10 protein-coding genes are annotated in these 12,961 nt (G+C 62.0%); 7 read left to right on the forward strand and 3 right to left on the reverse strand.

Annotated elements, in window-relative coordinates:
* The first annotated feature begins 247 nt into the window (after positions 1-247).
* Positions 248-1,369, forward strand: a complete 1,122-nt coding sequence (locus PQR27_RS08710) for a branched-chain amino acid ABC transporter substrate-binding protein (RefSeq protein ID WP_408523227.1) — start codon at positions 248-250, stop codon at positions 1,367-1,369.
* A 167-nt stretch (positions 1,370-1,536) separates the two neighbouring features.
* Here the strand turns inward: PQR27_RS08710 and PQR27_RS08715 are convergent, their stop codons facing one another.
* Positions 1,537-2,241: a haloacid dehalogenase type II gene (locus PQR27_RS08715; protein WP_408525443.1), complete on the reverse strand. Its 705-nt coding sequence runs from the start codon at positions 2,239-2,241 to the stop codon at positions 1,537-1,539.
* A gap of 107 nt (positions 2,242-2,348) precedes the next feature.
* On the opposite strand from PQR27_RS08715, the gene PQR27_RS08720 reads away from it, so the two are divergent.
* The 3 genes from PQR27_RS08720 to PQR27_RS08730 all read left to right on the forward strand — a co-directional run bounded on the left by PQR27_RS08720 (position 2,349) and on the right by PQR27_RS08730 (position 5,267).
* Positions 2,349-3,203: a LysR substrate-binding domain-containing protein gene (locus PQR27_RS08720; RefSeq protein WP_408523228.1), complete on the forward strand. Its 855-nt coding sequence runs from the start codon at positions 2,349-2,351 to the stop codon at positions 3,201-3,203.
* Positions 3,204-3,543: 340 nt separating this feature from the next.
* Entirely contained in the window at positions 3,544-4,710 is a 1,167-nt protein-coding gene (locus tag PQR27_RS08725; RefSeq protein WP_408523229.1) for an acetamidase/formamidase family protein, read from the forward strand.
* A gap of 95 nt (positions 4,711-4,805) precedes the next feature.
* Positions 4,806-5,267 (forward strand): universal stress protein, encoded by a 462-nt coding sequence (locus tag PQR27_RS08730; RefSeq protein WP_408523230.1) that lies wholly within the window; start codon positions 4,806-4,808, stop codon positions 5,265-5,267.
* 119 nt (positions 5,268-5,386) lie between these two features.
* Here the strand turns inward: PQR27_RS08730 and PQR27_RS08735 are convergent, their stop codons facing one another.
* Complete coding sequence (locus PQR27_RS08735; protein ID WP_408523232.1) at positions 5,387-5,836, reverse strand: thioesterase family protein; 450 nt, start codon at positions 5,834-5,836, stop codon at positions 5,387-5,389.
* Between the two features lie 367 nt (positions 5,837-6,203).
* On the opposite strand from PQR27_RS08735, the gene PQR27_RS08740 reads away from it, so the two are divergent.
* Positions 6,204-7,598, forward strand: a complete 1,395-nt coding sequence (locus PQR27_RS08740; protein ID WP_408523233.1) for a sugar porter family MFS transporter — start codon at positions 6,204-6,206, stop codon at positions 7,596-7,598.
* A 123-nt stretch (positions 7,599-7,721) separates the two neighbouring features.
* Here PQR27_RS08740 and PQR27_RS08745 read toward each other — a convergent pair whose 3' ends face one another.
* The gene (locus tag PQR27_RS08745; RefSeq protein ID WP_408523234.1) at positions 7,722-8,003 is read right to left on the reverse strand and encodes a hypothetical protein; all 282 of its coding nucleotides are present in this window, start codon (positions 8,001-8,003) and stop codon (positions 7,722-7,724) included.
* A 240-nt stretch (positions 8,004-8,243) separates the two neighbouring features.
* Between PQR27_RS08745 and PQR27_RS08750 the strand changes: the two genes are divergently transcribed.
* A complete protein-coding gene (locus PQR27_RS08750; protein ID WP_408523235.1) occupies positions 8,244-11,450 on the forward strand; it encodes a DUF2339 domain-containing protein in 3,207 nt (1,068 codons plus the stop codon).
* Positions 11,447-12,934: a DUF3999 domain-containing protein gene (locus tag PQR27_RS08755; protein ID WP_408523236.1), complete on the forward strand. Its 1,488-nt coding sequence runs from the start codon at positions 11,447-11,449 to the stop codon at positions 12,932-12,934. The genes PQR27_RS08750 and PQR27_RS08755 overlap by 4 nt, the downstream gene beginning before the upstream one ends.
* Positions 12,935-12,961 lie beyond the last annotated feature (27 nt).

Raw genomic sequence — 12,961 nt, forward strand, 5'->3', positions numbered from 1 at the left:
AAACCAGCCGTCGTCTCTATCCCGCCGGCGCAATCCCGCTCCAGTCAAACACCAGTGCAACTGTGCAGGTCTTGCCCACTGCACAGGTAGGGGTGCGTGTCGGGCAGTGTGCATGTCGCGGGGAAATTTGAACAAAAAGAATACGCAGACTTCTGGGAGCGCGGGCGTTCCATAGAACTGAACGCGGATATCGGATCACATGATGCGAGAACCGGTTACCAATCGATCACTGCGAGGAGAAAGATTCATGGACGGTGTTAAGACTTCGACCTTGTTCGCTGCATTGCTATCCACGATCTGCATGACCGTGCAAGCGGAAGTCGTCAAGGTAGGCGTTGCGGGTCCGTTGACGGGCGGGCAGTCGAATTTTGGCAAGGACGATGAGCGAGGTGTCCGACTCGCGGTCGAAGACCTGAACCGCAAGCCGATGATCATCAACGGCCAGCCTGTTACGTTCGCCGTGGTGTCGGAGGACGATGCAGCGGATCCGAAGACCGGCGTATCCGTCGCCCAGAAACTGGTTGATTCAGGTGTGAAAGCTGTCATAGGCCACTACAACTCCGGGGTGACGATTCCCGCATCGCGCATTTATAACAATGCGCACATCCCGATGATCACTGGCGCGGCATCGAACCCGGCCATCACCCAGCAGAATTTTGAGTATGTGTTTCGTCTCGCCGCCAGCGACAACGTGATGGGCGCACGCATGGCCGAATACGCCGCGAACGTGCTTCACGCGAAGCGCGCGGCGGTGATCGACGATCGCACCGCATACGGCTCGGGAGTCGCGGATGTCTTCGTCGCCACGGCGAAGAAGAACGGTGTCGAGATTGTCGGGCGAGAGTATTCGAACGACAAGGCCACCGATTTCAACGCGATCCTGACTCACATCAAAGCCGAACGTCCGGACGTCATTTTCTATGGCGGCTACTACGCGCAGGCTGCTTCGATCGGACGACAGACCAAACAGTTAGGGCTTGAGATTCCGATTCTCGGCGGCGACGGCATCTGCTCCATCGACATGCCGAAGCTCGCTGCAGGATCACTGAACGGCCGAGGGTACTGCGCTCAAGGCGGTGCGCCGCTGGCCACATTGCAGGGCGGTGCTGATTTTGCAAGCCGATATGAAGAGAAGTTCGGCGCAAAGAACGATATCTACTCGCCGGCTTTCTACTCGGCAACCATGGTTGTGGCGCAAGCCATTAAGGCCGCGAAATCAACCGATCCTGAGAAGTTCGTGCCGTTGCTTAAGCAGACGCAATTCTCGACCCTGGTTGGAAGAGTGGCTTTCGACAAGACTGGTGAGTGGGTCGACGCGCCGGTGACGGTCTACAAGGTGTCAGGCGACGCCCTCAATCCAATCCGCTAGAGCTCCGCAAAAACCTCAGGAACAGGGAACGAGCGGCGAGAATCCGCTCGTTTCGTGCGTACAGGTCGATCGCGCGATCATCAACTGCGCTGATTGCGTGTATTCGTCGACCGAGGCTGCGGCGGGCCCATGGATCGGGGCACCGCCGCACGAATTCAGCGAAACGACTACCAGCCAACCGTCGCGAAAAGCTGTGGCACTTCGTCCAACGTCTTTAGCGTGGCATCAGGGGTGTAATCAGGCAGAAGCTTCCGACCCGTACCGCGATCTATCCAGACACACCGGAATCGGATGTCTCGTGCCGCGGCGTGGTCAAGATGCGGGCTGGCACAGATATGCACGACATCGTCCTTCGATACATCGAGCAGTTCGTGAGCGTACTCGAACAGGCGTCGTGCGGGCTTGTATGCGCCGGCCTGCTGCGCGGTCACCACGCGATCAATATGACCGCCTAGCTGTGCGACGTTGCCAGCAATGATGTCGTCGTCGGTATTCGACACGATGCAAAGGCGATACCCCATCGCCTTCAGTTTCCCTAACGTGTCGACGACTTCGGGAAACGGCGGCATCGCCGAAATTCGCGAGGTGAGCACGGTGGAGTCGTTTTCGCTGCCATCGAGCCCAAACTCCTTTAGCGCAAGACGTAGCCCCTGGCCCGAGACTTCCCGGAAGGAGCGGTGCGGTGGCGTCTGTTCGAGCGCGTGTTCATGCCGGTCATACACCTCGATGAACCTGGGCGCGTCGACTTCAGTCGCGCCACGATTGCTCAGAATCTCTTTCACTGCAGCAAGCAAACCTTCGTCCCATTGGATGAGCGTGCCATAGCAGTCAAAAGTCAGCCATTTTGGCTGCTGCGTACCCTTCAGTGACATCATTGACTCCGTTTCGTAGAGGAAGATGTTTGCAGGATAGGCTGAATGCTCTATATTGGAAAATTAAATAAATCTCTGATTCTTAGTGGAAAGGTAAATGACGAATCATGTTTGACCTCGAACTATTGAAGACGCTGGTTTGCGTCGTCGATGAAGGCAGTTTCACCCGCGCCGGCGAACGCGTACATCGCACGCAATCGACAGTGAGCCAACAGGTGCGCAAGCTTGAGGAATCCGTTGGCCGGCCATTGCTTCTACGAGACCGCACCGGCAGCCATGTGAGTGCCACCGAGCATGGCGTATTGCTCACACAGTACGCGCGCAGGTTACTGGCTATATCTCAGGAGGCGCGGGAGGCGCTCCGGCGAGATGTGCGGCTTTCGCCGGTGCGGATAGGCGTGCCGGAAGACTTCGACGCGCGACGTATGTCGGCGATGCTTTCCGGCTTTCTGAAAATCCGTCCGGACGCACGACTCGAAACGTTGGCGGGCATGAGCGCAGTTTTACAACAGAAGCTTTCCGCCGGCGAAATTGATATTGCCCTCGTCAAACGTGAACCTGACAGTGGCGAGTGCTTCGCATCGTGGCCAGAGGCACTGGTCTGGGTGCGCGGTCGGGACGCCGTTTCGCCGAAACTGGATTCGGATGAGCCTTTCGCGCTTGCGCTATTCCCGGAAGGATGCATCTACCGGAAGCGCGCGATTCGCAGCCTCGACAAGGCAAAGCGCGCATGGCGGGTAGCATTCGGCAGTCAAAGTCTCACTGGGATTCAGGCTGCCGTTGCCGCAGGATTGGCGATCTCGGTGTTACCGAAGTCGGCGGTTTTACCTGAGCATCGAATCTGCTCCGATATGCCACCACTGCCGCCAACGGAACTTGCGCTGATCGGCGCAGGCGACGTGCTCGATACCGTACAGCGGGATCTGGTCGACTTTTTGATGCAGAAGGTTAGGCGGGCATGACTTCGCCTGCCTGGGCAGGGCGCGATTTTTCAGTTCACCCTGCCCGCTACTGGTGGGGACCGTAGTTAATTATTGAACCGTGGTTCGCGTCAACGAATAATTCAGAGAATCAATTCCGTCAGGGAAAATATTGGCTGGAAGCCCGCTCGTGTTGACGCTCGACACGTATCGAAACAGCTGCGGCTTTGCGCACGAGTCATTTCGTCTCCAGTACTGAATTTCCCGCCTAAACTGGGAAGCAAGGAAACGCGTCGGCCTTCGACGCCTGTCGGTTGGCTAAAGGAGTCGATGGCGCAACAGTGCGGCCCGACCATTGCCACGCCTGCGGAGGGAGAACGAAATGGCGAAAACCTGTGAGATCAAGAGAAGTGGGGCTACCGCCGTTGCCGATCCGGCCTGCTTCAACCGGCTTCATTACGCGCTCGAACCCGTGGCGCGCGCTGCCCCGGGTGACTATGTCGTATTCGAGACGCGCGACGCATTCGACAACCAGTTCGACTGGACCACGACTTCTGACCAGGTTCCCGCTTGCGACCTGAACCGCGTCCATCCGATGACGGGGCCGGTCCATATCGAAGGCGCTGAGCGCGGCGATGCGCTTGCCGTGACTATCGTGGATATCGATCCGGGGCCGTATGGCTACACGGTCGTCGTGCCAGGCTTTGGTTTTCTGCGCGACCTGATCCCCGGGCCGTTTATTGCCCACTGGAAACTCGATCGGCTGGCCGCCGTCTCCGACCAGATACCAGGGGTACGCATCCCGATGTGCGGCTTTCCCGGCTCGATCGGTGTGCTGCCTGGCAAAGAGGAAGTGGCGGCTGCGCTCGAGCGTGAAGGTGCGCTTGCCGCCGCGGGTGGGTTTGTGTTGATGCCCGATCCCGAACGTGCGTTACCGGCGTCGCTGTTCGGTCCTGGCTCGCCATGGGCCGCCGAAGGACTTCGCACCGTTCCGCCGCGCGAAAACGGCGGCAATATGGACGTGAAGGCGATGCAGATAGGCACGACCATCCTGTTTCCGGTGCTCTATGAAGGCGCTGGCCTGTGGACCGGCGATATCCATTTCGCGCAGGGCGACGGGGAGGTCTGCGGCTCGGCGATCGAAATGGCAGCGCGCGTCACTTTGCGATGTGAACTTCGCAAGGGCGCGGGCAAGGCGATGCGTTTTCCGCAAATCGAAGGAGGGTCGCAACTCAAGAACACCGAACCGAGCCGCTTCCACGCCGTTACCGGCATGCCCGTGAAGGAAGCCGGCTACGTCCCGCTCCATCTCGCGTATCTCGATAGCCCCAAGGTCGCGGCACTGACCAATCTGTCTGAAGATTTGACCCTGGCTACCCGCGATGCGCTCATCCGGATTATCGATTGGATGGTGGCCAACAAGGGCGTCACACGCGAGCAGGCCTACGCAATCGCTGCGGCGGCGGTCGATCTGCGTATTGGTCAGATCGTCGATGTTCCTAATGTGATTGTTTCGGCGGTGTTGCCGCTTGATATCTTCATGAATTGAGCGGGCTGCGGCAAGCATCCAAATGGGCGCAAACGGGCCTGGTAGAGGCCGGATAGTCTGTTCGTCACATACCGCTTATGACCTCATCTCCCGCCATGTTCAATATCCTCCTCGTTCCGCTGGACGGCTCACCCCAGAGTGTGCGCGTTATCGAACTGGCCAGCCGTATGGCGACGCCGGGCGCGGCAACCGTGCACCTTTTATGCGTTGTCGATCCATCCTACTTGTTGCCTCACAGTGACGGAAGCGGTATCACGGCCGATGGCCTGACCTACCCGTTCGCAGAGGCGCAGACATCTTTCGCACAATCTGTTCTGGCTACCGCGGCCGCACAGCTTGACGACCGGAATCTGACGGTGGAAAAGCACCTCTGTGGGGGAAATCCTCCGGCCGACGTCGTCATCGAACAGGCCCGGCGGCTGAATGCGGAGATCATCGTGATGGGACATCACCATTTGTCACGGCTCAGTCGCTGGGCCAATCCGTCGACCAGCGGAGACGTCATCGACCGATCGCCCTGTGTGGTAGTCATCGAAACCCGGGACACGAAGAACTAACTTCATGACCAGTACGATCAGCGCTAAGGCTTCGAAAGCGGACGCCGGGGTCGCTGCGCTCTGAAGGGCAGCTCGGGTCCGATCCCGCCACCAAACCTCTGGACACGAACGCAACGCCGCTAATCGCCGTCGACGGCGTTGACGCTCGGAAACTTGCCGCGGAACGCCGTTGGCATCGGCACGACCTTTTTCGTGTCGTAGTTGAAAAACACGAAACCCGATTTCGCCATCGCGATAAACGCGCCATCTGCCGGCCGCGTGATGCGGAAGATGATGTCGCCGCCATACTTGTTGAAATCCATCATGCCGACATCGAAGCACAATTGGTCGCGCGCGTAGGCCTCAGCGCGATAGGTCGTGGCGAGATCGGTGACGATGATACTCGTGTGCATCTCCTTCATGTCCTCGATGCCGGCGTCGAACAGGAAGCGTGCGCGGGCCTCGGAAATCATCGAGATCATTGAATCGTTCGCGAGGTGGTTCGCACCGTTGATATCGGTGACGCGCACCGTGAGATGCGTCGAATAGTAAAACTGGTCGTCGGGAAACTGCAACTGAATGCGGGCCATGGTATGAAGTTTGGGATTGACGGGGGCATGCGCGCCTGCAGGGCGCCGGCCTCGATTTTAGCGTGTGACGTTGATCAACCGATCCCAGCGAGCCGCTCATCTTCGCCTCATTCTTTTCCAGCATGATTCGGTCAACGCGATTCGTAGAGTTCACGCGACCCATTGATCGAGATCGTTGATCAAGCCACGTCCTCCCTGTATCCGGACCTGCGCCCGTTACGGCGGCACCGGCCGGACCCCTCGCTGATCGCACACGCCTTGCGGGCGTCGCGGGAGACGCTCGCCCCCATGGCAACCCAGGCCGGGTACGCAGCCATTCCGTTGGCTACGCCCTGAAAATATTCCTGCTCAAGTTTTAGGAGACGCAATGAGCGCTGTCACTTTAAATGTCCCATCCTCCCGGCGGTACGGGTTCTTTGTCTGCGTGATGGCCGCGCTGGCCGGGCTGCTGTTTGGTCTGGACATCGGTGTAATCTCAGGCGCGCTACCGTTTATCGCCAAGGAATACGCGCTTGGCGACACGCTTCAGGAATGGATTGTCAGCTCGATGATGGTGGGAGCCGCATTCGGCGCCGTGGGGGCAGGCTGGTTGTCGTGGCGGATGGGTCGTCGCTATTCACTGGGCTTGGCTGCGGTGATGTTTGTCGCGGGCTCCGTCTGGTCCGCGCTTGCCGGGAGCCCGGAGAGCATCATCGGCGCGCGACTGCTCCTCGGGCTCGCGGTGGGCGTGGCTTCATTCACGGCACCCCTCTATCTTTCGGAAATTGCGCCGAGGCAGATACGTGGTGCGATGATCTCGGCCTATCAGCTGATGATCACCGTAGGTATCCTGGGGGCTTTTCTCTCCAATATCGGGCTGAGCTACATCGGTAGCTGGCGCTGGATGCTCGGGGTGATTGCGATCCCCGCCGTACTGTTCCTGCTTGGCGTGCTGGCACTGCCGGACAGCCCGCGCTGGCTGCTGCAGCGCAAGGGCGAGAAAGAGGCGCGAGCCGTATTGCAGCGCCTGCTTGGCTCCGCAGAAGAAGCCGACGCTGAGGTTCGGGAAATCAACGCGCAGCTTGCGCAACCGGCTCAAGGCTGGAAGCTGTTTCGCACCAGCGCGAACTTTCGTCGCTCGATTGCGCTTGGCGCGACCCTTCAGATTTTGCAGCAGCTCACTGGCATTAATGTCGTCATGTACTACGCGCCGCGCATCTTTGGCCTGGCCGGTTTTGCAACGCACGAACAGCAGCTCTGGTGCACGGTAATCGTGGGCCTCGTCAATGTCCTCGCAACCTTCGGAGCCATTGGACTGGTCGACCGCTGGGGCCGCAAGCCCATTCTGTATGTGGGCTGCGCCACGATGGCCTTGGGGATGGGAACGCTTGGCTGGTTGCTACACGCCGGAATTGCAGGAGGCGCTTCGCAGATGCTTGCTGTTGCCATGCTTCTCGTTTTCATCGCAGGTTTCGCGATGTCTGCCGGGCCGCTTGTGTGGATCCTGTGTTCGGAGATCCAGCCGATGCAAGGCCGTGACTTCGGAATCGCGATATCGACTTTCGTCAACTGGGCTGCGAATATGATCGTGGCTGCGACGTTCCTCAGCCTGCTATCCTCGATTGGTGAGTCCCACACTTTCATTCTGTACGCATTGCTGAATATTATTTTTGCCTGCGTGGTTTACCTCTTCGTACCCGAGACTCGCGGAGTCTCACTGGAGCACATCGAGCGAAACCTGATGGCCGGTCAGCGGCTGCGGGAACTGGGCGCAAAGGCCTAGTTGCACCCCTTCCTCGCATCATTTATCTGTAGCAGAGAACCCCGTTAAGTCTTCCGGACTAACGGGGGTTTTTGTTTCTGGCGCTGCTTCGGGCATTGCTTTGTGCGGCGTGCCCGGCGGCGTTCAGGCACCCGGCGTTTGCGCTTCGGTGCCCGGCAGCTCGGCGTGCGCGGCGCCTTCGAGGAAGCGGCGGGTCGAGTCGAAGGCTTGCAGCATCGGCTCCGGCCACGGGGTTTGCAGCATGACCGCCTGATGATTTTCGAATGCCGACGACAGCAGTTTCGCCAGTTCCGGCGAGCGCAGATGCCGCAGCAGCACGCTGACGGCGATCGCCGTCGCCTGGCTCGCGCCGGCAGTCTGGAGTTCCGAGGCGGTGAGGGCCGCAACCTGTTTGTTGATGTCCACTGAAACTTCCTTGGGTGAAATGTGGGGATTGACGGCTCGGTGGCCGATCCGAATTTTGACATGTCTGGCGTGTCGCCGCGCGGCGAGGGTAGGGGCCATTGCCTCACGGTTTCGCGGATTCGGCCGCCGTGGATAACATGGTGTTCTGCCCGCCGATTTTCGCCTTAATACCCGCGCTACAGGCGTAATCATCCGTGCGACCAGGCGGATCTCGATGCACAAGACAATAAGAGGGATGCGATGAGCGTGATCTGGGTGATGCTCGGTGCGGTGATCGGCATGGTGGCCGCGTTGTCGAACGACCTGTCGATCGGTTCCGGCGCGGTGTTGGGCGGGTTCGCCGGTTTTGCACTGGCACGCGTGCTGAAGAAACGATCTGACCGCGCAGCTGACCGGACGGCATCCAGACCAGCCGCCGTTACAGCCGAAAGCGGGCATCCACCCGGCGAACTGGCCGCGCGCGTCGAACGGCTCGAGCGCGAGATCGTCCTGTTGCGTGGGGAAATCAGGCAACTGCGTGGCGACACAGCCGGCACATCGCATGACGAAACAGCTGGCGCGGACAACGAGTCTCGCGCGCCGACGTTACAGCCACTTGTCGCCGAACCTCGTCCACACGCGATTCCGCCTGCGCTCGCCGAGCCGCCACGGCACATGCCGCCCCCGCCGCCGAGCGGCCCGGGTCTGGCTGAACGCCTCTTCAAAGCCGCGCGCGCCTGGCTGATCGGCGGGAACACGGTCGTGCGGGTCGGTATCATCGTGCTGTTCTTCGGCATCGCGTTCCTGCTCAAATACGCAGCCGACAACAGCCTGCTGCCGATCGAATACCGCCTCACCGGCGTCGCGCTTGCCTCGACCGTCCTGCTCGCGCTCGGCTGGCGCATCGGCGAGCGTCGCGGCGCGTACGGCCTGATCCTGCAGGGCGGCGGCGTCGGCGCGCTCTATCTGACGGTGTTCGCCGCCACCCGGCTTTACCATCTGCTGCCGACAGGAGCGGCATTGCCGCTGATGATCGCGATCTGCGCGTTGAGCGCGTTTCTCGCGGTGCGGCAGAATGCGTCGTCGCTAGCCTTCATGGGCAGCGCGGGCGGCTTTCTCGCGCCCTTGCTGCTGTCGACCGGCGGCGGCAGTCACGTGATGCTGTTCAGTTATTACGCGTTGCTCAATGCCGGCATCCTTGCGATTGCGTGGTTCAAGGCGTGGCGTCCGCTCAATCTGCTGGGCTTCGTATTCACGTTTTCGATCGGCGCTGCGTGGGGCGTGACGGCCTATCGCCCCGACCTGTTCGCCAGCACTGAGCCGTTCCTGATTCTGTTCTTCCTGACGTATGTCGGCATCGCGCTGCTTTATGCGCTGCGCCGCGAACTGGCGCTGAAGCATTACGTCGACGGCACGCTGGTATTCGGTACGCCGCTGGTGACGATCGGTTTGCAGGCCGCCTTGATGAAGGGCACCGCATTCGGCCTCGCGTGGAGCGCGGTGGCGCTGGCGGCGTTTTACCTCGCGATTGCGGGGTGGCTCGCGCGGCGCCGTGAGCGCCTCGGCATGCTGTTCGAGGCCATGCTGGCACTCGCGGTGATCTTCGCGACGCTAGCCGTGCCGCTTGCTTTCACGGGGCCGACCACGAGTGCGACGTGGGCTATCGAAGGTGCCGCGATCAGCTGGCTCGGTGTGCGTCAGCGGCGCCTGATCGCGTCCGGTTTCGGCTTGCTGATGCAACTGGCCGCAGCCTGCGCATTCGTTGCCGGCACGATGGAGCAGAGTGATTATGGACACGTCTTGCCGGTTCTGAATGGCCCCTGCATCGCCGCCGTGCTGATCGCGCTTGCCGGCATCTTCACGGCATGGCGCCTGCATGGCCGCAGCGAGGCGGGGGCATGGCATGCATGGATGCCGCAGATCGGTCTGGTCGCTGCAGTCTGGGGACTGCTGTGGTGGACCCTGGGTGGGTTGCACGAAATCGACGCGTACGCGCACGCCCATCTTGCTGATGACCGCGACCGTTTCGAAATCGCGGCCGTCGGGCTGTTTGCGGTTCTGAGCGCATGGCTCGCGCACGGCGCGCGCCACAAACTGCGTTGGCCGCTCGCCGAACTGGCGGCACTCGCGCTGGTGCCGGTTCTCGCGCTACTCACGGCGAGCCTGTTCATGTTGAGCATGGCGCCGGTGAGCGGTTACGGCCGGCTGGTATGCGCGATGGTCGCCGTCTCGGCCTACGGGCTGCTGTGGCGTCAGCAGCGCGACGTCGGCGATCGTGTGCTTGCGCCGCTTCACACATTGATGTTCTGGACGGCCGGCGGCCTCGCCGCGCTCGTCGGCTATTGGGGCCTGCGCGCCTATGTGCCCGAAGGCGCCTGGAGCTGGAGCGCGTGGGCCTACGGTTTCGGTACTCTGCTGTTGCTGGTGGCGGGCGCCGGACACCGCCTGCGCTGGCCGGTTGCGCGTTTCATGCAGGCGTACCAGGTATGGGCCGCCGCGCCGCTGGCGGCATTGCTGTGGGCATGGAGTATCGCAAGCGTAATGAGCGACGGCAGCGCCGCGCCGCTCGTCTGGCTGCCGATCCTCAATCCGCTCGATGTCGCGCAAATACTCGTGTTCATTGCCTGCGCCGTGTGGCTGCGGCGGCTGCGCGCCCTGGGCGTGCAGTGGCATCCTCGCGCTTTCGATTACGCCGTGCTCGCCACGCTCTTCCTGTGGTTCAACGCATTGCTGCTGCGCGCGCTGCACCAGCACTTTCATGCGGCGTACGATGTCGATGCAGTGCTGTCGTCGTTCGCATTCCAGCAGGTGTTTCTCGTCGGCTGGAGCGCGTTTGCTTTCGCCGGATTGTGGCTGGCGCGCCGCGACAGCATCGTGCGGCTATGCGCGATCGCCTCGACGCCGCTCGTGCTGGTGATGTGGGTGTGGACGTTCTATGCGAACCTGACCCAGGACGGCGGCGCGTGGGCGCGTCTGCCGTTGCTCAATCCCCTTGATCTGGTTCAGGCGGTGATCTTTGCGCTGGCGGCGTTGTGGCTCGTGCACATCAGCCATCTCGGCGTGCCGCTCGGCGAATATCGGCTGCCGTTGCAGGTGGCGGCCGGCGTGACGGGCTTCATCTGGCTCAATGCGATGCTGTTGCGTACGCTGCATCATTGGACCGGCGTGCCGTACCAGCTCGGCGAGATGTCGCACTCCATGCTCGTCCAGGCGTCGGTATCGGTATTCTGGACGCTCTGCGCGCTGGCGGTGATGATCTGGGCGACGCGCCGGGCCAGCCGGGTGTTCTGGTTCATCGGCGGTGCTCTGCTGGCGGCGACCATAGTGAAGCTGTTCCTGTTCGATCTATCGCACGTAAGCGGGATCGAGCGGATCGTGTCGTTCATCGGGATTGGCGTGATGCTGCTGCTGATCGGCTACTTCTCGCCCTTGCCGCCCAAACTTGTCGTTCAGGAATCTGAGTCATGAAGCGTCTGTTGATCGTGACGGCCTGGTGTCTTGCGATCGCGTCCACGTGGGCGCCGCCGGTTGCCGCGGCCGACCCGTTCGCGCAGCATTTTGCGCTCGAACTCGAGAGCGGCGCCGCGTATTACAGCGTGTCGCTGCCGGCGGCGGTTTACGCGGCCAGCCAACGCGACGATCTCGGCGACGTTCGCGTGTTCAACAGTGCTGGCGAACCTGTGCCGTATTCGCTCGATACGCCGGGCGAACCGGAGCGCATGCGCCCCACGCTGCGATCGGTGCGGTGGTTTCCGTTGCCGCCGGCCGCGCATGGTGGTGCGGGCGCACCGCTCGGTGTGACGATTGGGGCAGACGGCTCGTTACGCGCAACCGCGGCGCCGCCGGAGCGCACGCAACACGACACGGACCTCGTCGACGTCGGCCATGTAGCAGGCGGAGCGGCCCGGGTGGAGGCCCTGCTCGTGCATGTGCGCGATGACAATTACCAGGGGCGCGTCACTGTCGAGTCGAGCGACGATTTGCGCAACTGGCAACCCGCCGGCGATGCGCAACTGCTCAAGGTCACCTATAACGGCAGCACGCTCACGCAGGACCGCATCCCGCTGGATGGACGGCGCGCGCGTTACGTGCGCTTGCACTGGCTCGACGGCGCGCCATACATCGAGTCGATCGACATGGAAGTGCAGGCCGTCAGCGCCGACCATGCGCAACGCGCGGACACCGAGCGGCAATGGCGCGAGGGCATCGTCGCGCATGCGGGGCTGAAAGCCGGCGAGTACTTCTTCGCGACCGGCGGCCCGTATCCCGTCGACCGTCTGAGGCTGAACCTGCCGCAGCCGAATACGGTGGCCCCCGCGATCGTCTATTCGCGCACGGGTCTGGAAGCGCCATGGCGCGAAGTCGCGAGCGCGACGTTGTTCCGCTTGCACAACGGCGCGGTCGAGCAAAGCAATCCGTCGCTCGAGCTGCGAGCCGACACGGACAGTCAATGGCGCGTGGTCGTCGACATGCGCAACGGCGGTTTGGGTAGCGGCACGTTGACTGTGACTGCGGGTTGGCGTCCGGCGATGTTGACCTTCGTTGCGCGCGGCACGGCGCCGTTCACGCTGGCAGTGGGCGATGGGCGGGCGGTGTCGTCGGCAGTGAGTCGCGCCGACTTGCTGATGGGCGCTTCGGCGGTTGCGGCGAGCGCGCGGCTTGGCGAAGCGCTTGCCGATTCGCCGGAAGATGCCGACGCGCGGGCGGCGGGCAAAGACCCGGATGCCAGGCGCCGCTACCTGTTGTGGGCGGCGCTGCTGCTCGCGGTCGGATCGCTCAGCGCGATCGCCTGGCGGCTGGCGCGTGGCGGTCAGGCTCGGTCTGGCGAGAGGACGGTGGGTGAGGCCGGTGGATCCGGCGCGGTGAGCGCAGCGGCCACGTCAGCGGCTGACGATACAGGTACGGCCGGTGGTGACGACCCAGACCATGGCGGAGGCGGCGCCAGAGGGTGATTTCGGCGCGGGCGGGCAAGGCGGGCG

This window comes from Paraburkholderia fungorum (assembly GCF_046027215.1).
In the GTDB taxonomy this organism is placed as follows: Bacteria; Pseudomonadota; Gammaproteobacteria; order Burkholderiales; family Burkholderiaceae; genus Paraburkholderia; species Paraburkholderia fungorum_D.

What these genes read in the sequence shown, in the direction of transcription:
- PQR27_RS08735 (WP_408523232.1), bottom strand. Translation starts at nt 5,836, where the DNA reads ATGGCCCGCATTCAGTTGCAGTTTCCCGACGACCAGTTTTACTATTCG.
- PQR27_RS08755 (WP_408523236.1), top strand. Translation starts at nt 11,447, where the DNA reads ATGAAGCGTCTGTTGATCGTGACGGCCTGGTGTCTTGCGATCGCGTCC.
- PQR27_RS08715 (WP_408525443.1), bottom strand. Translation starts at nt 2,241, where the DNA reads ATGTCACTGAAGGGTACGCAGCAGCCAAAATGGCTGACTTTTGACTGC.
- PQR27_RS08730 (WP_408523230.1), top strand. Translation starts at nt 4,806, where the DNA reads ATGTTCAATATCCTCCTCGTTCCGCTGGACGGCTCACCCCAGAGTGTG.
- PQR27_RS08750 (WP_408523235.1), top strand. Translation starts at nt 8,244, where the DNA reads ATGAGCGTGATCTGGGTGATGCTCGGTGCGGTGATCGGCATGGTGGCC.
- PQR27_RS08725 (WP_408523229.1), top strand. Translation starts at nt 3,544, where the DNA reads ATGGCGAAAACCTGTGAGATCAAGAGAAGTGGGGCTACCGCCGTTGCC.
- PQR27_RS08720 (WP_408523228.1), top strand. Translation starts at nt 2,349, where the DNA reads ATGTTTGACCTCGAACTATTGAAGACGCTGGTTTGCGTCGTCGATGAA.
- PQR27_RS08710 (WP_408523227.1), top strand. Translation starts at nt 248, where the DNA reads ATGGACGGTGTTAAGACTTCGACCTTGTTCGCTGCATTGCTATCCACG.
- PQR27_RS08740 (WP_408523233.1), top strand. Translation starts at nt 6,204, where the DNA reads ATGAGCGCTGTCACTTTAAATGTCCCATCCTCCCGGCGGTACGGGTTC.